The organism is Planomonospora sp. ID91781 (assembly GCF_015711595.1).
Classification (GTDB): Bacteria; Actinomycetota; Actinomycetes; order Streptosporangiales; family Streptosporangiaceae; genus Planomonospora; species Planomonospora parontospora.
Genome location: NZ_JABTEY010000003.1, coordinates 579,740 through 602,061 on the forward strand (window position 1 = coordinate 579,740; position 22,322 = coordinate 602,061).

The following is a 22,322-nucleotide window of genomic DNA, read 5'->3' on the forward strand; positions in this document are numbered from 1 at the left end:
ACAAGGAGCACGATGAGCGAGAACCCGCACCGGGCCGGCGAGGAGCCCGGCCTCAGCCGTAAGAGGTTCATCACCGCGGTGGGCCTGGGCGCTCTGGCCGCGCCGGCGGTGGCCGGCGCGGCCTCCCGGGCGGGGGCCGCGTCGGCGGCCCCGGCGGACGCGCCGCTGGCCTGCACCCCCGGCAGGACGACCGTGGCCCAGACCGAGGGGCCGTACTTCAAGCCGAACTCCCCCGAGCGCGACGATCTCACCGCCGGGGTGTCCGGTACACGGCTGGTCGTCAGCGGTTACGTCTTCGACCGCGCGTGCCGCCCGCTGAGCCGGGTGCTCATGGACTTCTGGCAGGCCGACAACTCCGGCAACTACGACAACGTCCGGTTCACCCTGCGCGGCCACCTGTTCACCGGCGCGGACGGGTCGTACCGGCTGACCACCATCGTCCCCGGTCTCTACCCGGGGCGGACGCGGCACATCCACGTCAAGCTCCAGGCGCCGGGCCAGTCGCGGATCCTGACCACCCAGCTCTACTTCCCCGGCGAGCCGCGCAACAACACCGACACCATCTTCGATCCGTCGCTGCTGATGAACGTGCGCACGGCCGGAGGCGTGCGGGAGGGGACGTTCGACTTCGTGCTCGACGTCGCCGGGACGCCCACGACCAGCCCGTCGCCGAGCACGCCGCCCGGCGGGACCTGGCGGGCCGGTACGGCCTACGCCGCCGGGGACCGGGTCACCTACGGGGGCGTGACCTACCGCTGCCTCCAGGCGCACACCGCGCAGACCGGATGGGAGCCGCCGAACGTCCCCTCCCTGTGGCAGCGCGCCTGACCCGCCCGGGCCGCCGGTCCGCGTTCCCGGCGAGGCACGCGGACCGGCTCCGGCCGGGTTCCGGCGCGGGAGCCGGGCCGGGCACACCGGGCCGGGCACACCGGGCCGGGCACACCGGGCCGCGCGGGAACCGGCCCGCCCGGAGGCGTTCGCCCGTGGACGACACGGGCGCGGTGGAGCCGTCTGCGGCCGTCGCGGGACGACGGTCTACACCGACGGCGGCGGATAGCGGTGGATCTCCGCCCGGTGCCCCGTCGCACCGGCGAACTTGGCGTCGTCGGTGAGCAGCGGCACCCCCAGCAGTTCGGCGAGCGCGACGTACATGCCGTCGTAGGCGGTGAGGTTGTTGCGCAATTCCAGCACACGCGGCTGCAGAGGCAGCATCGGATGGCGGGCGATCCTCAACTGGGCGTACCGCTCCAGCATGATGCCTGCCCGCTCCTCGGAGATGCGCACCTCCGGCTTACTCGTGATCACATGCCCGCGCACCACCGAGGCGATCTCGACGTCGATCAGCGCCGGGGCGTGCAGCCTGCGGACCAGCCGCTGCCGGAGGAGGTCGTCGCCTTTCACGTTGGCCAGCAGGCGGAAGACGATCGAGGCGTCGACGACCAGGCTCACCGGCGGCCCTCGCGCAGCGTCTCGCGGACGAAGTCCGGATCGTACGGCACCGGCTCGTCGGCGGCGATCCTGGCCATGACCTCGTCGAGCGTCGGGGTGGACGCCTCCTCGTTGAGGAGATCGCGCAGGTACGCCGTCAGCGACTTGCCCTCACGCTCGGCCCTCGCCTTCAGCGTCCGTTCGGTTTCGTCGGGGACATCTCGGATCTGCACGGTTCCCATGCACACAAGTTAGCATGCAGTTTGCATGCACTGCAGATGTCTTCATCATCTCGGGAAGCCGGCTCATCGAGCCCTCGCCACCGGTCTCCCGGAGAGCGTGGCCGCCGCAGCGTGCGAACTCATCACCGGTGCGATCGCCCGGGAGCCGTGGCGTGTCGGCAAACCTCTCCAGGAGCCGTACGACGGCCTGCACGTCGCCCGGCGGGGGACCTACCGAGTCGTCTACCGCATCGACGAGGACAAGCACACCGTGTCGATCCAGACGATCGAACACCGCCGGGACGCATACCGCCCCTGACGGCCCGCGGCACCCCGTGCGGCCGCGGGCCGTACCGGGTCAGTCCCCGCTGAAGGCCGCGTCGAACGAGGCCGCGGGGGGCGTGATGGCGTTGAGCCGCCGGACGAAGTCCAGCGCCTCGGGCGCGCCGTCCAGGCGGTCCATCCCGGCGTCCTCCCACTCGATCGAGATCGGCCCGCCGTACCCGATGGAGTTCAGCGCCCGGAAGCAGTCCTCCCAGGGCACGTCGCCGCGCCCGGTGGAGACGAAGTCCCAGCCGCGCCGCAGGTCCGCCCAGGGCAGGTGGGAGGCGAGCCGCCCGCGCCGCCCGTCGCCGCACCTGACCTTGGCGTCCTTGCAGTCCACGTGGTAGATGCGGTCGGCGAAGTCCAGGATGAAGCCGACCGGGTCCAGGTCCTGCCAGACCATGTGGGACGGGTCCCAGTTCAGCCCGAACGCCTCCCGGCGGCCGATCGCCTCCAGGGTCCGCACCGTCGTGTGGTAGTCGTAGGCGATCTCGCTCGGGTGCACCTCGTGCGCGAAGCGGACCCCGACCTCGTCGAACACGTCCAGGATCGGGTTCCACCGGTCGGCGAAGTCGGCGTAGCCCGCCTCCACCATCGACGGCGGCACCGGCGGGAACATCGCGACCGTGTGCCAGATCGAGGAGCCGGTGAAGCCCACGACCGTGTCCACGCCCAGCTTCGCCGCGGCCCGCGCGGTGTCCTTCATCTCCTCTGCCGCCGCCCGCCGCACCTCCTCGGGGTCCCCGGAGCCCCAGATCCGCGCGGGCAGGATGGCCCGGTGCCGCTCGTCGATCGGGTGGTCGCAGACCGCCTGGCCGACGAGGTGGTTGGAGACCGCCCACACCTCCAGGTCGTACTTGGCGAGCGTCTCCAGCTTCCGCCCGACGTAGGAGTCGTCCGCCAGGGCCCTGTCGACCTCGAAGTGGTCGCCCCAGCAGGCGATCTCCAGCCCGTCGTACCCCCACTCGGCGGCCAGCCGGCAGACCTCCTCGAAGGGCAGGTCGGCCCACTGCCCGGTGAACAACGTGATCGGCCTGTTCATCTCACACCACCGTCCAGCGGCTCTCGTCCGCCGCGCTCGCCTCGACCGCCGCCAGCACCCGCTGCACCCGCAACCCGTCCTCGAACGAGGGGGCGGGGTCGGCGCCGGCGGCGACCGCCTCCAGGAAGTCCTTCACCTCGTGGGTGAAGGTGTGCTCGTAGCCGAGCCCGTGCCCCGGCGGCCACCAGGCCCCCGCGTACGGGTGGCCGGGCTCGGTGACCATGATCCGCCGGAAGCCCGCCTCGGCCCCGTCGAGCGTGTGGTCGTGGAACCACAGCTCGTTCATCGCCTCGAAGTCGAAGGCCAGGCTCCCCTTCGAGCCGTTGACCTCGATCCGCAGCGCGTTCTTGCGCCCGGCGGCGAACCGGGTGGCCTCGAACGAGGCCAGCGCCCCGCCCTCCAGCCGCCCGATGAACAGCGCGGCGTCGTCGACGTCGACCGTCCCCTTCTCCCCGGTACGGCTCCCGCCCGCGAGGCCCTCCGAGGCGTCCGCCAGCGGGCGCTCCCGGACGAACGTCTCGGTGAGCGCCGAGACGCCCACCAGGTTCCGGCCGGTGACGAACTGGGCGGTGTCCACGATGTGCGCCCCGATGTCGCCGAGCGCGCCCGAGCCCGCGCGGTCCCGGCGCAACCGCCAGACCAGCGGGAACTCCGGATCCGCGATCCAGTCCTGGAGGTACTGCGCCCGGACGTGGCGCACCTCCCCCAGCCGCCCTTCGGCCACGAACCGCCGGGCCAGCGCCACCGCCGGGACCCGCCGGTAGTTGAAGGCGACCATCGCGCGCACGCCCCGCGCCGCCGCCTGCCGGGCCGCCTCCGCCATCGCCTCGGCCTCGGCGACCGTGTTGGCCAGCGGTTTCTCGCAGATGACGTGCTTGCCCGCGGCCAGCGCCGCGATCGCGATCTCGGCGTGCGAGTCGCCGGGCGTGCAGACGTCCACGATCTGCACGTCGTCGCGCTGGACGAGCCGCTTCCAGTCCGTCTCGGCCGCCGCCCAGCCGAGCCGCCGCGCGGCCTCGGCCGTGCGCTCCGGCGAGCGCCCGCCGAGCACCGCCATGGACGGGACCACGGGCAGGTCGAAGAAGGCGGAGACGCTCCGCCAGGCCTGGGAGTGCACCCGCCCCATGAACGCGTGCCCGACCATGCCCACCCCGAGGACCGGCTTCACGATTCGAACCCCAGCGGGAGGTACTCGGCGACGTTCTCCTTGGTGATGGTCTCCGAGGCCAGCGTGATGGACTGCGGCACCTCGTTCTCCACCAGGTCGCTCATGCCCTTGCCCTGGGCGATGAGCCGGGCCAGCCGGACCGCCGAGGAGGCCATCGTCGGGCTGTAGGTCACGGTGGCCTCCAGCACGCCCGTGCCGGCCTGGATGTCGCGCATCGCGTTGGCCGAGCCCGCCCCGCCGACCATGAAGAACTCGTTCCGGCCGGCCTCCTTGATCGCGGCCAGCACGCCGATGCCCTGGTCGTCGTCGTGGTTCCAGATCGCGTCGATCTTCTTGTGCGCCTGGAGCAGGTTCCCGGCGACCTCGGTGCCGGACTCCACGGTGAACTGGGCGTCCTGCTGGGCCGTCACGCTGAAGCCGTACGTCTTGAGCGCGTCGGCGAAGCCCTTGCTCCGGTCCTGGGTGAGCGGGAGCGTCGCGATCCCCTGGATCTCCAGGATCACCGGGTCCGCCACGCCCTTGTCCTTGAGCCGCTTGCCGATGTAGTGCCCGGCGGCCACGCCCATGCCGTAGTTGTCACCGCCGATCCAGGTCCGGTAGGAGAGCTTGTCGGGGAAGACGCGGTCCAGGTTGACCACCGGGATGCCCGCGTCGCTCGCGCGGCGGGCGATCTGGTTGAGCTGCTGGCCGTCGTTGGGCAGGATCACCAGCGCGGAGACCTTGGCCGCGATGAGCGACTCGACGGCGGAGATCTGCGCGTTGATGTCGTTGGTCGGCTCGACCGGCTTGAACTCCACGTCGGTGTACTGCTTGGCCGCGGCCTCGGCGTTCTTGGCGATCGCGGCGATCCAGCCGTGGTCGGCGGCCGGGGCGGAGAAGCCGATGACGACCTTCTCCCCGGGCGTGTCGTTGCCGTTCCCGGCGGCCGGAGCGTTCGACGGCGCCGCGGCGGCGCTCGGCTGGGCGGCGGGTTCGTTGCTCGTGCAGGCGGTCACCAGGGCTCCCGCTCCGATGACCGCCCCGCCGACGAGGAATCCCCGGCGGGCGAGTGGGTTGGACATGATCGTGCTCCTTCTGCTGCCGTGCGGGGGGTTCCGGGTGGAGGTGCGTCCCCGCGGGCCCCTGACCGGTCCGCGGGGGCACCGGTCTTTCAGGTGGGCGAGCGCAGGCCGCGCCGCTGGAGCAGCACGGCCACGACGATGATCAGCCCCTTGGCGATCAGCTGGTCGCTGGTGTTGAGCCCGTTGAGGATGAAGAGGTTCGTGATGAGCGTGAAGATCAGCAGTCCGAGGATCGAGCCGATGATCGAGCCGCGGCCCCCGGTGAGGAGCGTGCCGCCGATGATGACGGCGGCGATCGCGTCCAGTTCGTACAGGTCGCCGTGGGTGGAGGAGCCGGTGGTGGTCCTGGCCATGATGAGCACGGCGGCGATGCCGCAGCACAGTCCGGACAGCGCGTACAGCAGCATGGTGTGCCTGCGCACGTCGATGCCGGCCAGCCGGGCGGCCTCGGGGTTGCCGCCGACCGCGTACGTGCGGCGGCCGAAGGTGGTGCGGTTGAGCAGCACCCAGCCCGCGGCGACCACCAGCGCGAAGACGTAGACCAGCAGCGGCAGGCCGAGCACCCGGGTCGTGGACAGCTCCACGATGGCCTCGTTGCCCTGCTGGACCAGCTGGGTCCGCCGGTCCGACATGCGCTGGGCCAGGCCCCGGGCCGCCACCAGCATGGCGAGCGTGGCGATGAACGGCACCAGCCGCCCGTAGGCGATGAGCAGCCCGTTGACCAGGCCGGCCCCGGTCCCGACCAGGACCGCGCAGATGATCATCACGAACGGTCCGTAGGACTGGGTGGCCAGCGTGGTCGCCCAGACCGAGGCGAGCGCCATGATCGCGCCCACGGACAGGTCGATGCCGCCGCCGATGATCACGAACGTCATGCCGACGGTGATCACGCCGATGGTGGCGGCCAGGGACAGGATGCTGACCAGGTTGGAGGCGGTGGCGAAGTTGTCCGGCCGGGTCACCAGGCCGACCAGCGCCAGCAGCACCAGCGCCACCACCAGGCCGAGGTGCCGGGCCTCGCCCAGCCGGGCCAGCGGCCCGCCCAGCGCTCCCATCGGGTTCCGCGGGACGCCCGGCCCCTGCGCGGGCGTCCCGGCCTGCGCCTCCGCACCGCTCTTCGCGTCCTCGCCGGCCCGCGGCCCGCGGGTGTCGGTCACAACGCGCTCCCTTCCATGATCATATCGAGGACCCGGCGCTCGTCCAGGTCGCGGGCGTCGGACTCGTGGATGATCCGGCCTTCCCTGACCACCAGCACCCGGTCGGCCAGGCCGAGGACCTCGGGCACCTCGCTGGAGACCAGCAGCACGCCGATCCCGGTGTCGGCCAGCCTGCGGATGACGGCGTACAGCTCCGCGCGGGCGCCGACGTCCACGCCGCGGGTCGGTTCGTCCAGCAGGAGCAGCCGGCGGTCGCCGACCAGCCACCGGGCGAGCACCGCCTTCTGCTGGTTGCCGCCCGAGAGCGTCCGGACCGGCCGGTCCGGATCGACGGGCCGGATGCCGAGGGTCTCGATCAGCTCCCGCGCCTCCGCGTCCTCGCGGCGGCGGTCGAGCCAGCCGAACCGGGAGTAGCGGCCGAGACCGGCCAGCGTGATGTTGCGGGCGACGCTCTGGTCCAGCAGCAGCGCCTGGGCCTTGCGCTCCTCCGGGGCCAGGCCCATGCCGCGCCGGACGGCGGCCGTCGTGCCGCCGCCGCGTCCCAGGGGGCGCCCGTCCAGCACGACGGCGCCCGAGGCGCGGCGCGCGCCGTACACCGCCTCGACGATCTCCGATCGGCCCGAGCCGACCAGCCCGGCCAGGCCCACGATCTCTCCGGCCCGGACCGTGAAGGAGACGTCGGCGAAGAGCCCCGGCGCGGTGAGCCCCTCGACCCTCAGCACCTCGGGCGCGTCCGGGTCCTCCGCGGAGCGCGGGCGGCGCGGCGGGAAGACGTACTCGACCGCGCGGCCGGTCATCAGGGAGACGATCTCGGAGGTGGCGGTGGTCCGGGCGGGCAGGCCGACCGCCACCGTCCGGCCGTCCTTCAGGACCGTCACCCGGTCGCCGATCTCCCGGATCTCCTCCAGCCGGTGGGAGATGTAGACGACGGCGACGCCCTGGGAGGTCAGCTCCCGGACGATCCGGAAGAGGTTGGCGACCTCGTCGTGGGCCAGGGCCGCCGAGGGCTCGTCCATGATGATCAGCCGGGTGTCGTGGGAGAGGGCCCGGGCCATGCTGACGACCTGCTTGGCGGCCGGTGAGAGCCGGCCGACCTCGGTGGACGGGCGGATCTCGGGGTGCCCGAGCCGGGCGAGGAGCGCGTGCGCGGCGCGGTTGGCCTCACCGGAGCGGACGAAGCCGAGCCTGGCGCGCTCGTGGCCGAGGAAGACGTTCTCGGCCACGCTGAGACCGTCGACCAGGTCGAGCTCCTGGTAGATCGTGGAGACGCCGGCCCGGATCGCGGCCGTCGGCGTCGCCAGGCGCGTCTCCTGCCCGTCCAGCGTGATGACGCCCTCGTCGGGCTGGTGCGCCCCGGAGAGGATCTTGATGAGGGTGGACTTGCCCGCGCCGTTCTGGCCGAGCAGGCAGTGCACCTCGCCACGGCGCACCTCCAGGTCGACCCCGTCGAGGGCGCGGACGCCGGGGAACTGCTTGACGATCCCCCGCATCAGCAGCAGAGGGGTGTCTCCGGACACGGGCCCTCCCGTCTCGGAAGCTCCCAACATCCGGGATTCGGAGTTGGTGATGCAGAAGCTAATCCTGTTCCGGCCGCTTGTGAAGACCCTTTTATCGAAAGTCGTCATACTTTCGCTTATTTCAGCAAAAGTAGGAGCACCAGCGGACGGGAACCCGGCGGCCCACCCCTCTCCATGACACGCAACCGATGGTTGCGAAGCTGCGGATCGCCCGCTAGCGTGAGGAGCAACCGAAAGTTGCACATCGAGAGGGCGTGCGGAGCATGGAGTACGGCAGCATCGAACGCGAGATCCACATCGACGCCCCGCCCGAGGTGGTCTTCGAGGTCGTCAGCCGCCCCGAGCACATCACGCAGTGGTGGAGCGACGGCGCCGACGTCGAGGCGACTCCCGGCGCCGTCGGCGAGCTCGTCTGGGGCGACAGGGCGGACGTCCTCCCGATCACCGTGGTGGACGCCGAGCCGCCCCGGCTCTTCTCGTTCCGCTGGTGCTATCCGGACGGCGAGGCCGACGCCTCCGCCGCCTCCCTGCTGATCACCTTCGAGCTCGCCCCGTCGGGCGCGGGCACCAGGCTCCGGCTCACCGAGACCGGGTTCCGGGAGATGGGCTGGGAGGCCGCCAAGCTGGCGGAGCACTACCGCGACCACGTCGCCGGCTGGGACGTCTTCGTCCCCCGCCTCGGGGAGTACGCCGCGCGGCTGGTGTCGGCCCCGTGACCGCCGCCGTCGACGACGACCTGTGGTCCGCGGTCGGGGACCCGACCCGTCGGCGGATGCTCGACCTCCTCCTGGCGGACGGCAGCGGCACCGCCACCAGCCTCAGCGAACGGCTGCCCGTGACACGGCAGGCCGTCGCGAAACACCTCGGCGTGCTCGACCGCGTCGGCCTGGTGCACGCGTCGTCCGCCGGGCGGGAGAGGAGATACCGGGTGGACGAGGCGCAACTCGCCCGCGCGGTCGCCCAGCTGTCCTCGGTGGGGGCGGCCTGGGACGCCAGGCTCCAGCGCATCAAGCGGATCGCCGAGGCGATCCGGCACGGCGAGGGCCCGCGGGGTGAGGACCCGTACGGCGAGGAGCCGCGCGGTGAGGACCCGCGCGGCGCACAGCGGTGAATCCACCGGGTCCGGACGAGAACCGACATCGGAAAGAGGGATCGAAAATGGCGGACATCCTGCACAGGGTGGGGATCGAATCACCCGCGGCCGAGGTCTACACGGCCCTGACCACCACCGGAGGGCTCACCGGCTGGTGGACGGCCGACACACAGGGCGAGGGCGACGGCCTCGGCGGCGTGCTCCGGTTCCGGTTCGAGGCCGGCGGGTTCGACATGAAGGTCGTCGAGCTCCGCCCGGCCGAGCACGTGCGGTGGGAGGTGGTCGACGGACCCGAGGAGTGGATCGGCACGCACGTGGACTGGAACCTCGGCCGGGCCGGCGACCGCACCATCGTCCTCTTCAAGCACGAGGGCTGGAGGGAGCCGGTCCCGTTCATGCACCACTGCAGCACCAAGTGGGCGACCTACCTGATGAGCCTGAAGTCGCTGGTCGAGACCGGCAAGGGCGCTCCGCACCCGCACGACGTCAAGATCGACGACTGGGACTGACGTCCGGTGCGGGACCGCGCGCCTCGCCCCGGACCACCGGGGCGAGGCGCCGCGGCGTCAGAGCATGGCCTTCAGCGACGCGCCCGACTGCTGGCCGAGGGTGGTCGGCGTCAGGTAGGGCTGCTCGGTCATGATGGCCTCCCAGTTGTCCCTGATGTCCTCGGCGGTGTGGTCGTCCTGCTTCCAGCCCGGCCCCTCCGCGACGAACACCCGCGCGACCCGGCCGGCGCCGACGCTGAAGACCTCACCGCTGGTCTCGCAGGACTCGTGCGCCAGGTACGCCACCAGCGGGCTGATCCGCTCCGCGGTGAACCTGGCCTCGAACTCGGCCGGGAGCAGCGACTCGGTCATCCGGGTCCAGGCGATCGGCGCGATCGCGTTGACCCTGATGTCCGCCCGGGCGCCCTCGAGCCCGAGGGTCTTGGTCAGGCCCACCAGCCCCATCTTGGCCGTGGAGTAGTTCGCCTGGCCGAAGCTGCCGAACAGGCCGGAGGGCGAGGAGGTGTTGACGATCCGGCCGTAGGCCTGCTCCTTCATGTGCGAGAAGGCCGCGCGGGTGACCAGGAACGCGCCGCGGAGGTGGACGGCGATGACGGCGTCCCACTCCTCGACGCTCATCTTGCCGAACGACCTGTCCCGCAGGATGCCCGCGTTGTTGACGACGATGTCGACCCGCCCGAAGGCGTCGATCGCGGACTGCACGATCGCCTCGGCGCCCTCCGGGGTGGCGACGTCGTCACCGCTCACGACCGCCTCGCCGCCGTTCTTGGTGATCAGCTCGACCACCTCGGCGGCCGGGCCGGTGGACGCGCCGGTGCCGTCCAGCGCGCCGCCGAGGTCGTTGACGACCACCTTGGCTCCGCGCTCGGCCAGTGACAGCGCGTGCGACCGGCCGAGGCCGTGCCCGGCGCCGGTGACGACCGCGACCCTGCCGTCGAACCGCAGCTCTGACATGAGCAGCCCTCCCACGAGAATAAAGTTCTAGTCGGAGGACAGGATAGCCCGCCCGTCCCCGTGAAGCCACGGCCCCCGCCGTCGGCGACACGCCTGCGTTCCGTGGCGTCGCGGACAGTGAACACGAGGGCGGGTCCCTGCTAAAGTTTCTGGCCCGCACCTGGCGTGGGTCGACGACGACGCACCTGAAGGCACGGCCCCGCCCAGACCCCAGGGCTGGAGGCCCGCATGCCCGCAGCTCCGCCCCTCCGCGTGGTCCAGTGGGCCACGGGCGCCGTCGGCCGCCACTCCCTCCGCAGCCTGATCACCCGTCCCGAGTTCGAGCTCGCCGGGGTGCTGGTCTACGACCCCGACAAGGTCGGCAGGGACGCGGGCGAGATCGCCGGCCTGCCCCCGGCCGGCGTCTCCTGCACCGACGACGTCGAGCGGATCCTCGCCCTGGACGCCGACTGCGTGCTGCACATGCCGCTGCCCGCCTCCTACTTCGGCGGCGATCCCACGGCCGACGTCGAGACCATCTGCGCCCTGCTCGCCTCGGGCAAGAACGTCATCACCACCACCGGTTTCGTCCACCCGCAGTCGTACGGCCCCGGCCTGGTCGAGCGGCTGGAGACCGCCTGCCGTACCGGCGGGACCTCCCTGCACGGCACCGGCGTCAACCCCGGCTTCATGAGCGACCTGCTCCCGCTGGCGCTCACCGGGCTGTCGAGCCGGATCGACCACGTCTACGTCCGCGAGTCCTCCGACTTCCGCGGCCACCCGTCCCGGCAGACCGTCGTCGACCTGGTGGGCTTCACCCTCTCCGCCAAGGACTACGCGTCCGCGGTGCGTCCGTTCCGCGCCTTCCAGCGGGCGCTCTTCACCGAGAGCGTGCAGTTCGTGGCCTCGGCGCTGGGGGTGGCGCTGGACGAGGTGGAGGGGAGCGACGAGTTCGAGCCGGCCGCCGAGGAGTTCGAGATCGCCGCCGGCACGGTCCGCCCCGGCACGGTGTGCGCGTCCCGCTGGACGTTCTCCGGACTGGTCCGGGGCCGTCCCTTCATGACCGCGGAGTGCGTCTACAAGGCCGACGCCGCCAGGGTCCGCCGCTGGCCGAAGCCGGGCTTCGCCGTCCGCCTGGAGGGCGTGCCGCAGATGACGCTCAACGTCGACGAGGTCTCCCACGGCCTGTCCGGCGCCGCCTCCCACGCGGTCAACGCCGTCCCCGCCGTCTGCGCCGCGCCGCCCGGCATCCGCACCCTCCTCGACCTCCCCCTCGTCACCGGCCGCGGCACCGTCCGCCTCGCCTGACCACCTCGACCGCACGCGGGAACGCACGACCGCCCGCGGGAACGCACGGCCGACCGCCGGTGAATCCGGAATCGCATCTCCTCTTTTTCCGCGTTTTCCCTCTTCTCCGGAACCCCGCGGGAACCGCGTACGTTCATCCCGTCGTATCAGAGCGATGATCACCACAGGGGTGCCTTGAAATCCGCGCTGCGTTCGTCCGTCTCGATTCTCATCGCCGTTCTCGCCCTCGCCGCCTGCACCGGATCGCCTCCCGGTACCGGATCCCCTTCCGGGGCCGCCGGATCTCCCCCGCCGGCGGCTCCCACGGCGGCCGTCTCCGAAGAATCCTCCGAAGAGGACGACGGGAGCGAGGGCGAGGAGGGCCACATCGAGATATGCGTGGTGAAGAGCACCCGCATGCGTGCCGCCTACCAGCGGTGCGATGACGCCGGACGCGGCTACGCCTGGTATTTCCTCGCATGGAGCGCGCCCGTTCCGGCCAATGGGAGAACGGCGCGGAAAGGCTCGTTCAGAAGGCCTTCCGGGGGGATCCTGCGAGCGCGGGCGAAGGGCGGGAAGAGCGCGAACGCCTACCTTCCACCGGACGAGGAGGACCGTTTCCAGGTCTGCGTACGGCGGAGCGACCGGATCCGTTTCCCCGATGTGAAATGCGCGTCAGGAAAGACCGGGAAACGCGTCTTCTCCTGGTACTACATACGAATCGACCGGCACGCCCCGGCGGTGGGAGGACGGGCGGAGGAGGGGTCGTTCCGCGCGCCGTACGGCGACGCCTACCGGACCGCCGCGAAGGGCGGCTCCGGGACCGGGGCCGCGATCGGCCATGAGGACGAGGAGGACTTCGAGGGCGACGAGGACTTCGAGGACGGGAGCGGCGGGGATTCCGGCGGTGCGGCCGACGAGAGTGACGACTCCGGCGGATCCGGTTCCGACGACGTGGACGGCGGCGTGACCGGCTGCGGGTTCAACTGCACCTCCCGGTGCACGGGGATCTGCACGGGCAACGACTCCCGCAGCCGGGCCCGTACCCGCTCCGGGCGCCGCTGACCGTCCGGCCGGGCCCGGTCACCGGCCCGCCGGAGGCCGGAGTCAGCCCCGGCGCCACTCGCCAGAGGTGAGGGCGCCGGTCGCCTGCGGGCCCATGAGGACCATGCCGCCGTCCACGAACAGGGACGCCCCGGTGACGTACGACGCGGCGGGGCTCGCCAGGAAGGCGACGACGGCGGCGACCTCGCGGGCGTCACCGGGCCGGTCGATCGGGTATCCGGGGCGGCTGCCGGGCTTCGGCGGTTCGTCCTCCTGCCCCGTCATCGGAGTGGCGATCTCACCGGGCGCGACCGTGTTCACCGTGATCCCGTACGGCGCCAGCTCCAGCGCCAGCACGCGGCTCAGCATCCGCAGGCCGCCCTTGGCCGCGCAGTACGGCCCTGCGCCGATCCGCGGATACTCCTCGTGGACACTGGTGACGCCGACGATGCGGCCTCCTCTGCCGGCCGCGACCATCCGGCGGGCTGCCCGCTGGGCGCACAGGAAGGCGCCGTCGAGGTCCACCGCGAGCACCGAGCGCCACTGCTCGAAGCCCATCTCCAGCAGCGGCGTGGCACTCCCGGTCCCGGCGTTGTTCACCAGGACCCCGAGCCCGCCCAGTTCGTCGGCCAGTTCGTCCACTACCGCGGCGGCCCTCTCCGGATCGGCCAGGTCGTGTCGGCGTACGGCCGCCGTCCGGCCGTGCTCGCGGACCAGCCGTGCGGTCTCGTCGGCGCCCTCCTCGTCGGAGTGGAAGGTGATCCCGACGTCGAAGCCCTGCTCGGCCAGGGTCACCGCGGTCGCCCTGCCGATGCCGGAGTCCGCTCCGGTGACGACCGCGACCCGGTCGTAGCCGGTGGGAGAGATCGGTGCCGGGCGGATCGGCGCTTCGCTCATGCTCACCTCTCACGGGTTTCCCAGGAGGGCCGTGATGCCCGGCCGGAGGGGCCCATAACACCGCGATAGGAAGCTTTTGCTACATCACACGGTCCGGGGCGAGGGAATACCTTGACAGCACCCCTCACACAGGAGTGCACATGTTCAGTCAACGCTCCCTGCTGGCCGGGACCGCCCTCGTGGCCCTCTGCCTGGCCGGTACCACGACCACCGCCTCCGCGCAGTCCGGACCCTCCCCCTCCGCGCCGGGGGCCTCGATGCTCGAGGCCCTCCAGCGCGACCTCGGGCTCAGCGAGCAGCAGGCCGTCACCCGGCTGGCCAACGAGGAACGCGCCGCCCGGGCGGACTCCTCCCTGAACTCCTCCCTCGGCGAGGCCTACGCCGGTTCCTGGCTCAACGGGGACGCCTCCCGGCTCACCGTCGCCACCACCGACCCGGCGCAGACCGAGGCGATCAAGGCGCAGGGCGCCCGGCCGCTGGTCGTCACCCGGACGCTGGCCCAGCTCAACGCCGCCAAGGACCGGCTCGACCAGGCCTCCGAGGAGGCCAAGGCCGGCGCCGCCCTCTGGTACGTCGACGTCCCCACCAACAGCGTGGTGATCAAGGCCGCGGACCGGGCCGCGGGCGAGGCCCTCGCCGCCGCCGCGGGCGTGGACGCCGGCACGGTGCGGGTGGAGGTCTCCGGCGAGCAGCCGCAGCCCTTCATGAACATCATCGGTGGTGCCGCCTACTACATCGGCTCCAGCCGGTGCAGCATCGGCTTCTCCGTCACCCGCGGCAGCACCCCCGGGTTCGTCACCGCCGGGCACTGCGGCAGGGCCGGCGCCACCACCAGCAACCCGTCGGGCACCTTCCAGGGCTCCTCGTTCCCCGGCAACGACTACGCGTGGGTCGCCACCCCCGGCCACACCCCCCAGCCGTGGGTGCGGGGCTCGGGCGGCGCCAACGTCATCGTCCGCGGGTCCGCCCAGGCCGTGGTCGGCGCGTCCATCTGCCGCTCCGGCTCGACCACCGGCTGGCGCTGCGGCGTCATCCAGCAGCACAACAGCAGCGTCCGGTACCCGCAGGGCACGGTCAGCGGCCTGACCCGCACCACGGTCTGCGCCCAGCCCGGCGACTCCGGCGGCTCGTTCATCTCCGGCAGCCAGGCCCAGGGCGTGACCTCGGGCGGCTCCGGCAACTGCACCACCGGCGGCACCACCTACCACCAGCCGGTCAACGAGATCCTCTCGGTGTACGGACTGACGCTCCGCGTCGGCTGACCGCGGTCCGGCCGCGGGGCCGGAGAGGACCACACGAGGCCGTCACCGGATTCCGGTGGCGGCCTCGCCGCCGTCCCCCGCCCGCCTGGAAACGTCCGGTCCGGAGGAGTCCCGCCCGGATCCCTCCGGGCCGGAGGGGGCCGAAGAGGAGGGGGCCCGGGAGGGGGCCCGGCTGGAAGCGTCCGGTCCGGAAGAGCCCTGCCCGGAGGAGTCCGGGGAGGACGCCCGGTCCGGCCCGGGACCCGTGAACGCCGGCAGGACGAGGCGCACGCGGGTGCCCCTGCCGGGTTCGCTCCCCACCCGCACCTCGCCCCCGTGCAGCCGGAGGATCTTGTCGGCGATGGCCAGGCCCAACCCGGTCCCGCCGATGGCCCGCTCCTCCGTCTCCGGAGCCCGGTAGAAGTCCTCCAGAACGTGGTCCAGGTCCTCGGGCCGGATGCCGATGCCGGTGTCGCGGACCTCCACGGCGGGCCGCGGGTCCGCCGTGACCGCGACGTCGATCGCGCCGCCGGGCGGGGTGAACTTGACCGCGTTGTCCAGCACGTGCCGCAGCGCGAGCCGCAGCCGCTCCGCGTCGGCGCGCACCGCCACCCCGCTCCGGGCGTGCACCCGCAGGCTGTGCCGCCGGTGCCGCGCGCCGTCGGCGACGTCGTCCACCGCCCGCCGTACGGTCTCCGCCAGATCGACCCGGCGCGGCGAGAAGGCGGCGGTTCCGGCGTTGAGGCTGGTCACCAGGAGCAGCTCGTCCAGCAGGCCCAGCAGGCGCTCGTTGTTGCGCTCCATCACCAGCAGGAAGCGGCGTTCGGTGTCCTCGTCCAGGCCGCCCTCCCGCAGGAGCTGCAGGGCACTGCGGATCGAGGTCATCGGGGTGCGCAGCTCGTGGTTGATGCTGGCCAGGAACCGGTCCTTGAGCCGCTCCAGCCCCGGCGGGCGCGCGATCCCGGTCCTCCCGGCGCCGCGGGCGCGCCGGTGCAGTTCCAGCATCGTGACGACGCTCCCGGCCAGGATCCCCAGGGTCTCCCGCTGCTCGGCGGTCAGCCGGCGCGGGCGGTGGTCCACCACGCACACGGTGCCCAGGGCGTGCCCCCGGCCGCTGACCAGCGGCATGCCCGCGTAGTAGCGGACGTACGGCTCGCCCTGCGCGACGGCGTTCTCGCGGTAGCGCGGGTCGGCCAGCGTGTCGGGGATCTCCAGCAGCTCCCGCCCGAAGATCGTGTACTGGCAGTAGCCGCTGCTCCGGTCGGCGCAGGTCCAGGTGGTGCCCGCCCTGCCCCTGAAGTGCTGCCGCTCCCCGTCCAGCAGGTTGACCAGCGCGACCGGGGTCCGGCAGATGTGCGCGGCCAGCGTGGCGACGGCGTCGAAGTCGGGTTCGAGCGGGGCCTCCAGCGCCCCCAGCTCGTCCAGATCCCGCAGCCGCTCGGCCTCGTCGGGCGGTGTCGGCGTCTCCGCCATCGATCGCGCCTCCCCCGGGCTTCCGGAACCGCCGCCGGGCCGGGAGGACCCCGTCCGGCCTCCCCGGCCGCCGGTTCACAGCCAGGTTATGCCCCGGACCGCGCCGGGGACCGCCCGGGCTCCGGCGGCCCGCCGGTCGGCTGCCGGTGGTCCGCCGATGGGCCGCCGGTGGGGCCCGCACCCGCCGGAGGGGCTCCGGCGGGTGCGGGGACGTCAGACGTGCGGGGCGAACCGCCCGAACCGGCCCTGGTGGTAGAGGAGCGGGCGGTGCTCCGTGCCGAGGCGGGCCTCGGTCACGAGGCCGACGACGAGGACGTGGTCGCCGATCTCGGCGGTCGAGTGCGGGGCGCAGACCAGGTGAGCGGAGACCCCGCCCAGCAGCGGGACGCCCAGCGGGCCGGGACGCCACCGGGTGGGCGGGGCGAAGCGGTCGACACCCCTGCGGGCGAACCGGGAGGCGAGGTCGGCCTGGTCGCCGGCCAGGATGTTGACCGCGAAGTGCCCCGCCCGGCGGAGCCAGGGCCAGGTGGTCGAGGCCCGGTCCACGTAGAAGGAGACCAGCGGCGGCTCCAGGCTCACCGAGGAGAACGAGGTGGCCGTCAGGCCGACCGGCACCCCCTCGGTCTGCGCCGTCACCACCACGACCCCGGCCGCGTGCACGGCCAGCGCCCGGCGGAACCGCTCCGCGTCGACCGCCTGCTCCGGCAGCGTCTCGGTCATCGGGCCACGCTCCGCTCCGCCAGGAGGGCGGCCGTCTGGGGGGCCACCCGGTCGGCCCAGGGGCCGAGGTGCGCGTCCAGGTCGGCCAGCTGCGACTCCAGCAGTGCCAGCCCCGGCGTGGGCACCGCGGCGCCCAGCTCGACCAGGAGCGGCCGCAGGTGCACCTCCACCGCCAGGGAGTGCCTGGCGTCACCCAGCACCAGCAGCGGGAGGGCGACGGTCCCGGTCAGCGCCCCGCCCGGCAGCCGGTCGAGGAACGCCTTGAGCAGCCCGGTGTAGCTGCCCTTGTAGACCGGGCTCGCCACGACCAGCACCTGCGCCTCGGCGACCTGCTCCAGCGCGACCTCCACGCCGGCCGACGCGCCGGGCGCCAGCAGCAGCGGCGCCAGCGCGGACAGGTCGACCACCTCACCGGGCCCGTCGCGGCCGATGCGCCCGGCCAGCGTCCCGGCGGCGCGGACCGCCGCCTCGTGGGTGCGCGACCCGCTGCGCGGGTTGCCCACCAGGATCACGACGCTCATCGCTCTCCTCCCGTCTCCCGGTCCCGTCCCGTGCCCGTGCTCTTCCCGTCCCGCATGGCGTCCGTGCTCTTCCAGCTCTTCCAGCCCCGCCGGGCGTCCGTGCGCTTCCCGTCTCCTCGCGTGCCCGTGGCCCCGTCCCCTCGCGGCGCGTTCACGAGGCCACCGCGACCTTCCGCGCGTGCCGGGAGGCGGGGCGCTCCAGCCCGTAGTTCTCCCGCAGGGTCCGGCCCTCGTACTCGGTGCGGAACAGGCCGCGGGCCTGCAGCACCGGGACGACGTGGTCGACGAAGTCCTCCAGGCCGCTCGGGAGCAGGGGCGGCATGATGTTGAAGCCGTCGGCCGCGCCGCCCTCGAACCAGGTCTGGATCTCGTCGGCGATCCGTTCCGGGGTCCCGGCCACGACCCGGTGCCCCCGCCCGCCCGCCAGGCGGCCGAGGAGCTGCCGCACCGTCAGCTGCTCCCGGCGGGCGAGGTCGATGACGAGCCTGCGGCGGCTCTGCGCCCCCTCCGTCTCGGCGGAGACCTCGGGCAGCGGCCGGTCCAGCGCGTCCTCCGTCAGCTCGATGCCCACCATGTGGGAGAGCTGGCTGAGGCCGTACGCCGGGATGATGAGCTCCTCCAGCTCCCGTTCCAGGCGGAGCGCCTCCCGCTCGGTGGAGCCGATGATCGGGGAGATGCCGGGCAGGACCAGCAGCTCGTCCTCGTGCCTGCCGTACCGGGCCAGGCGGCCCTTGAGGTCGGCGTAGAACTCCCGGCCCTCGGCGAGGGTCTGCTGGGCGGTGAAGACCGCCTCGGCGAAGCGGGCGGCGAACTCCTTGCCGCCCTCCGACGACCCGGCCTGGACCAGCAGGGGGTGGCCCTGCGGGGGGCGGGAGGTGTTCAGCGGGCCGCGCACCCGGAAGTGGGCGCCGGCGTGGTCGAGGGAGTGGATCCTGCCGGTGTCGGCGTACCGCCCGCTCCGGCGGTCGCCCAGGATCGCGTCGTCCTCCCAGCTGTCCCAGAGCCCGGTGACGACCTCCAGGAACTCCGCCGCCCTGGCGTAGCGCTCGGCGTGCGCGGGGCGCTCGATCCCGAAGTTGTGCGCCTCGGCCTCGCCCGCGGAGGTGACGATGTTCCACCCGGCCCGGCCGCCGCTGATGTGGTCCAGCGAGGCGAACTTGCGGGCCACGTGGAACGGCTCGTTGTAGGTGGTGGAGACGGTCGCGATCAGGCCGACGTGGTCGGTGACGGCGGCCAGCGCGGACAGCAGGGTGAGGGGTTCGAGCCCGCCGAGCGCGTTGTGCCGGACGTCGCCCTGCAGGGCCAGGCCGTCGGCCAGGAAGACCGAGTCGAGCCTGCCCCGCTCGGCGGCCAGGGCGAGCCGCTGGTAGTGCCGGACGTCGGTGAGGTGGGAGGGCTCGGTCCGCGGGTGCCGCCAGGCGGCCTCGTGGTGGCCGACGCCCATCAGGAAGGCGTTCAGGTGCAGCTTGCGGGCGGTCATGAGGTGGTCCTCCACGTCGAGAAGCGGCGCTCCACGGTGACGAGCAGCAGGTTGAACAGCAGGCCGAGCACGGAGATCGTGATGATCCCGGCGTACATGTCGGGGATGCGGAAGCTGAACTGGGCGTCCTGGATGAGGTAGCCGAGCCCGGCCTTGGCCCCCACCATCTCGGCGAACAGCAGGACGAGGATCGAGTAGGCCCCGGCCAGCCGGATGCCGGTGAAGACGGTCGGCACCGCGGCGGGCAGGATGACCTTCTGGAAGAGGCGGAAGGGGCCGAGTCCCATGGACCGGGCCGACTTGACCAGCAGCGGTTCCACGGTCCGCACGCCGCTGATGGTGTTGAGCAGGATCGGCCAGGCGCAGGCGTAGAACACGAAGATGATCTTCGATGGCTCGCCCAGGCCGAAGATCAGGATGAAGACGGGCAGCAGGGCGACGGCCGAGGTGTTGCGGAACAGCTCCAGCACTGGGCTGAGGAAGTCGGCGACCGGCCGGTACCAGCCGATCGCCAGGCCGAGCGGGATGGTCAGCGCGATGGCCAGGGCGAAGCCCGACAGCGACCTGATCAGGGACGCCTGGAAGTGCTCGACGAGCTGCCCGCCGACCAGCAGGTCGTACCAGGCGACCAGGACCTCCGACAGCGGCGGGGCGAACACCCGGTCCACCACGCCGATCCGGGGCAGCACCTCCCAGAGCGCGGCGAGCAGGGCCAGGGCCGCGGTCCGGCGCAGCAGCAGCGCCGGCCGCGCCAGCGCCGGGAAGCGCGTCCCGGCGGCGACCCTGAAGAAGTTGGTCGCCCGGTCGTCGGCGGTGGGCGCGTCCCCCCACGTGGACGCGGAGGCGGGACCGGAGGTTCCGGTTGCGGTTGCGGCGCCGGTTGTTGCGGCGCCGGTGCCGGTTGCGGTGCCGGCCGTGGTGCCGGCCGCCTCCTCCGGGTCGCCTGCGGCGAGGGTCCGGGCGCCGGAGCCGCCGGGGGCGGCGAGCGTGTCAGCCAATGGTCCGCTCCTGTTCCTGGGCCGCGGCGACCTCGTCGCGCAGCAGGGTCCAGATCTCGTGCCGGTAGGCGCCGAAGCGCGGGTCCGCGCGCAGGTCGCCCTCGCGCGAGTCGAACTCGATGTCGATGACCTTCTTGATCCGGCCCGGCCGGGACGTCATCACCGCGACCCGCTGACCGAGGTAGACGGCCTCGTCGATGCCGTGGGTGATGAACACGATGGTCTTGCTCGTCTTCTCCCAGATGCGCAGCAACTCCTCCTGGAGCGACTCCCGGGTCTGCGCGTCGAGCGCGGCGAACGGCTCGTCCATCAGCAGCACGTCCGGGTCGAACGCGAGGCTGCGGGCGATCGCCACCCGCTGGCGCATGCCGCCGGACAGCTCGTGCGGGTAGCGGTGCTCGAACCCGGTCAGCCCGACCAGGTCCAGGTAGTGCCGCGCCCGCTCCCGGCGCTCCTTCTTCGGTACGGCCTTCGCCTCCAGGCCGAACTCGATGTTGGCCAGGGCCGTGCGCCACGGGAACAGGGCGTACTGCTGGAAGACGATCCCGCGGTCCAGGCCGGGGCCGGTGACGGCCCGGCCGTCGATGAGGATCCGGCCGGTGGTCGGGGCGGTGAGGCCGGCGATCAGGTCGAGCAGGGTGGACTTCCCGCAGCCGCTCGGGCCGACCAGGGTGAGGAACTCCCCGTCCCGCACGTCCAGGTCGACGCCGTCGACCGCGGTGAAGGGCCGGTCGGCCCCGCGGATCCGGAAGACCTTGCCGACGTCGCGAATGCCGATCTTCGCCTGGACCTCCGCCGGACTCTCCGCCCGGCCGTGCGTCCGGGTCTCGGTCAGGGTCGGGGTGACGGTCATCGTTCCTCCTGCTGCGCCGTCCGGGCACGCCGCCGGTCGAGGTCCCGGTTCACGAGGTGCTCCCGGGCCTGAAGGGGTTGAACTCGTTGGTGTAGATGTCGGACACCTTGACCTGGCCGGGCTTGACGTCGCCCTCGCGCTCCAGCCAGTCGATCCAGGTCTGGAACTCCCGGTCGGCGATCACTCCGCCCTTGCCGGCCACCCCGCTGCTCTTCCAGAAGTCGATGGCCGAGGCGTCCTCGTTCCGCCCGCGCTTGGCGATGATCTCCTTGTACTTGGCGACCACCTCCTCCCGCGGGCGCGACTGCGTCCACTCGACCGCCCTGGCGAAGGCGTCCACGAACTTCTTCGTGGTGCCCGGGTTCTCCGCGATGAAGTCCTCGCGGAGCACGAAGCTGCCCGCGGTGAACGGCCCGAAGAGGTCGACGTCGGTGTAGAGCGGGTGGATCCCGCCGCGCGACAGCGCCTTGTCGCGGAGGATGCCGCTGAGCGAGGCGACGTCGATCTGCTTCTGCCGCAGCGCCTGCTCGGTGTTGACCGGCGGCACGACGACCAGCTCGACCTTGTCGACCTCCTCCGGGGTGAGGCCGCCCCGCTTGAGGTACTCCTTGGTGATGGCCTCGCTGTGCGCGCCGAGGGTGTTGACGCCGATCTTCTTGCCGATCAGGTCGCGCGGTGTCGTGGCGGGGCTGCCGTCCAGCACGTAGAAGCCGGTGTAGGCCTCCTTGTCGACGCCGTAGTAGCCGACCACCGCCTTGACCCGGGCGCCGCTCGCCCGGAGCTTGACGATCGCGCCGTTGAAGGCGCCGCCGGCGTCGACCTGGCCGGTCGCGGTCGCCTGGATGTCCTGCGGGCCGGAGATCGTGTTGCCGACCCACTTCAGCTTGAGGTCTCCGAGGTAGCCCAGGCTCTCGGCGAGCTCGGGGTAGGTGACCTGGCCGACCCAGCCCTGGTAGCGGATCTCGGTCACCTCGCCGCCGTTCCCGGTGGCCCCGGAGGCGGCGGAGCAGGCGGTCAGGGAGCCGGTCAGCAGTACGGAGAGGAGGACGTGTCTGGTTCTGATCACGGGGATTGGGTCCTTGCGGAATCTGGGCATGCTCGCGCCGGGCGGTGCACGCCGGAGGGCTCACGTCATGAGGGAGGGGGCACGGGCAGCGGCGGCCGTGCCGGGGACGGGACTCGCGTCAGCTCGTGATCACAGACACTGGGCGCTGACGACGCGGCAGAAGTCCACGTGTGCGCACCGGGTCAGGTAAAGGCCCATGCCCATGAAGGTACGCACCCCGGAGCACTAAGTCAACATTTCCTACTCGCTTTACATGGAAATAGGCGAGCGGACCTCCACAAGGACCCCC

24 protein-coding genes are annotated in these 22,322 nt (G+C 72.5%); 8 read left to right on the forward strand and 16 right to left on the reverse strand.

All coding sequences use genetic code 11. The annotated features are described in order from the left end of the window. Positions 1-12 precede the first annotated feature (12 nt). Positions 13-828: a carbohydrate-binding protein gene (locus HS048_RS32880; protein ID WP_068897710.1), complete on the forward strand. Its 816-nt coding sequence runs from the start codon at positions 13-15 to the stop codon at positions 826-828. A 207-nt stretch (positions 829-1,035) separates the two neighbouring features. On the opposite strand, the gene HS048_RS32885 is transcribed toward HS048_RS32880, so the two are convergent. Together HS048_RS32885 and HS048_RS32890 are read right to left on the reverse strand one after the other, a co-directional pair. Next, positions 1,036-1,449, reverse strand: a complete 414-nt coding sequence (locus HS048_RS32885) for a type II toxin-antitoxin system VapC family toxin (RefSeq protein ID WP_196469822.1) — start codon at positions 1,447-1,449, stop codon at positions 1,036-1,038. Next, complete coding sequence (locus HS048_RS32890; RefSeq protein ID WP_196469823.1) at positions 1,446-1,670, reverse strand: hypothetical protein; 225 nt, start codon at positions 1,668-1,670, stop codon at positions 1,446-1,448. The genes HS048_RS32885 and HS048_RS32890 overlap by 4 nt, the downstream gene beginning before the upstream one ends. Before the next feature lie 97 nt (positions 1,671-1,767). Between HS048_RS32890 and HS048_RS32895 the strand changes: the two genes are divergently transcribed. Continuing rightward, a complete protein-coding gene (locus HS048_RS32895) occupies positions 1,768-1,968 on the forward strand; it encodes a type II toxin-antitoxin system RelE/ParE family toxin (protein WP_307832729.1) in 201 nt (66 codons plus the stop codon). Between the two features lie 39 nt (positions 1,969-2,007). On the opposite strand, the gene HS048_RS32900 is transcribed toward HS048_RS32895, so the two are convergent. From HS048_RS32900 to HS048_RS32920, 5 genes are all read right to left on the reverse strand, one after another. Further along, positions 2,008-3,015 (reverse strand): sugar phosphate isomerase/epimerase, encoded by a 1,008-nt coding sequence (locus tag HS048_RS32900; protein ID WP_196469825.1) that lies wholly within the window; start codon positions 3,013-3,015, stop codon positions 2,008-2,010. Position 3,016: 1 nt separating this feature from the next. Then, entirely contained in the window at positions 3,017-4,183 is a 1,167-nt protein-coding gene (locus HS048_RS32905; protein WP_231647389.1) for a Gfo/Idh/MocA family protein, read from the reverse strand. Then, positions 4,180-5,244 (reverse strand): substrate-binding domain-containing protein, encoded by a 1,065-nt coding sequence (locus HS048_RS32910; RefSeq protein WP_196469826.1) that lies wholly within the window; start codon positions 5,242-5,244, stop codon positions 4,180-4,182. Before HS048_RS32910 ends, HS048_RS32905 begins: the two co-directional genes overlap by 4 nt. An 89-nt stretch (positions 5,245-5,333) precedes the next feature. Next, positions 5,334-6,401: an ABC transporter permease gene (locus HS048_RS32915; RefSeq protein WP_307832730.1), complete on the reverse strand. Its 1,068-nt coding sequence runs from the start codon at positions 6,399-6,401 to the stop codon at positions 5,334-5,336. Further along, positions 6,398-7,918: a sugar ABC transporter ATP-binding protein gene (locus tag HS048_RS32920; RefSeq protein WP_068897715.1), complete on the reverse strand. Its 1,521-nt coding sequence runs from the start codon at positions 7,916-7,918 to the stop codon at positions 6,398-6,400. Before HS048_RS32920 ends, HS048_RS32915 begins: the two co-directional genes overlap by 4 nt. 263 nt (positions 7,919-8,181) lie before the next feature. Here HS048_RS32920 and HS048_RS32925 point away from each other — a divergent pair, with 263 nt between their 5' ends. The 3 genes from HS048_RS32925 to HS048_RS32935 are packed head-to-tail and all read left to right on the forward strand — an operon-like array spanning position 8,182 to position 9,520. Further along, positions 8,182-8,634, forward strand: a complete 453-nt coding sequence (locus HS048_RS32925) for an SRPBCC family protein (protein ID WP_068897823.1) — start codon at positions 8,182-8,184, stop codon at positions 8,632-8,634. Further along, on the forward strand, positions 8,631-9,029 hold the full coding sequence (locus HS048_RS32930) for a metalloregulator ArsR/SmtB family transcription factor (RefSeq protein WP_068897716.1): 399 nt from the start codon (positions 8,631-8,633) through the stop codon (positions 9,027-9,029). Before HS048_RS32925 ends, HS048_RS32930 begins: the two co-directional genes overlap by 4 nt. A gap of 47 nt (positions 9,030-9,076) precedes the next feature. Next, positions 9,077-9,520, forward strand: coding sequence for an SRPBCC domain-containing protein (locus HS048_RS32935; RefSeq protein WP_068897717.1), 444 nt, complete (start codon positions 9,077-9,079; stop codon positions 9,518-9,520). Between the two features lie 57 nt (positions 9,521-9,577). On the opposite strand, the gene HS048_RS32940 is transcribed toward HS048_RS32935, so the two are convergent. Further along, complete coding sequence (locus tag HS048_RS32940) at positions 9,578-10,474, reverse strand: SDR family oxidoreductase (RefSeq protein WP_196469827.1); 897 nt, start codon at positions 10,472-10,474, stop codon at positions 9,578-9,580. 228 nt (positions 10,475-10,702) lie between these two features. On the opposite strand from HS048_RS32940, the gene HS048_RS32945 reads away from it, so the two are divergent. Then, a complete protein-coding gene (locus tag HS048_RS32945; protein ID WP_196469828.1) occupies positions 10,703-11,761 on the forward strand; it encodes a dihydrodipicolinate reductase in 1,059 nt (352 codons plus the stop codon). A 720-nt stretch (positions 11,762-12,481) separates the two neighbouring features. Next, complete coding sequence (locus HS048_RS32950) at positions 12,482-12,805, forward strand: hypothetical protein (RefSeq protein ID WP_196469829.1); 324 nt, start codon at positions 12,482-12,484, stop codon at positions 12,803-12,805. Positions 12,806-12,847: 42 nt separating this feature from the next. Here HS048_RS32950 and HS048_RS32955 read toward each other — a convergent pair whose 3' ends face one another. Beyond that, complete coding sequence (locus HS048_RS32955; RefSeq protein WP_196469830.1) at positions 12,848-13,681, reverse strand: SDR family oxidoreductase; 834 nt, start codon at positions 13,679-13,681, stop codon at positions 12,848-12,850. Between the two features lie 140 nt (positions 13,682-13,821). Between HS048_RS32955 and HS048_RS32960 the strand changes: the two genes are divergently transcribed. Further along, complete coding sequence (locus tag HS048_RS32960) at positions 13,822-14,943, forward strand: S1 family peptidase (RefSeq protein ID WP_068897722.1); 1,122 nt, start codon at positions 13,822-13,824, stop codon at positions 14,941-14,943. Between the two features lie 42 nt (positions 14,944-14,985). Here the strand turns inward: HS048_RS32960 and HS048_RS32965 are convergent, their stop codons facing one another. From HS048_RS32965 to HS048_RS32995, 7 genes are all read right to left on the reverse strand, one after another. After that, positions 14,986-16,395, reverse strand: a complete 1,410-nt coding sequence (locus tag HS048_RS32965; RefSeq protein ID WP_196469831.1) for a GAF domain-containing sensor histidine kinase — start codon at positions 16,393-16,395, stop codon at positions 14,986-14,988. A 213-nt stretch (positions 16,396-16,608) separates the two neighbouring features. Then, positions 16,609-17,115: a flavin reductase family protein gene (locus HS048_RS32970; protein WP_068897724.1), complete on the reverse strand. Its 507-nt coding sequence runs from the start codon at positions 17,113-17,115 to the stop codon at positions 16,609-16,611. Then, a complete protein-coding gene (locus tag HS048_RS32975) occupies positions 17,112-17,636 on the reverse strand; it encodes an NADPH-dependent FMN reductase (RefSeq protein ID WP_196469832.1) in 525 nt (174 codons plus the stop codon). Before HS048_RS32975 ends, HS048_RS32970 begins: the two co-directional genes overlap by 4 nt. 151 nt (positions 17,637-17,787) lie before the next feature. Beyond that, the gene (locus HS048_RS32980; RefSeq protein ID WP_196469833.1) at positions 17,788-19,116 is read right to left on the reverse strand and encodes an LLM class flavin-dependent oxidoreductase; all 1,329 of its coding nucleotides are present in this window, start codon (positions 19,114-19,116) and stop codon (positions 17,788-17,790) included. After that, positions 19,113-20,114 (reverse strand): ABC transporter permease, encoded by a 1,002-nt coding sequence (locus HS048_RS32985; protein ID WP_230882418.1) that lies wholly within the window; start codon positions 20,112-20,114, stop codon positions 19,113-19,115. The genes HS048_RS32980 and HS048_RS32985 overlap by 4 nt, the downstream gene beginning before the upstream one ends. Further along, on the reverse strand, positions 20,107-20,967 hold the full coding sequence (locus HS048_RS32990) for an ABC transporter ATP-binding protein (protein WP_084008403.1): 861 nt from the start codon (positions 20,965-20,967) through the stop codon (positions 20,107-20,109). The genes HS048_RS32985 and HS048_RS32990 overlap by 8 nt, the downstream gene beginning before the upstream one ends. Positions 20,968-21,016: 49 nt before the next feature. Continuing rightward, positions 21,017-22,033, reverse strand: coding sequence for an ABC transporter substrate-binding protein (locus HS048_RS32995; protein WP_196469834.1), 1,017 nt, complete (start codon positions 22,031-22,033; stop codon positions 21,017-21,019). Between the last annotated feature and the right edge of the window lie 289 nt (positions 22,034-22,322).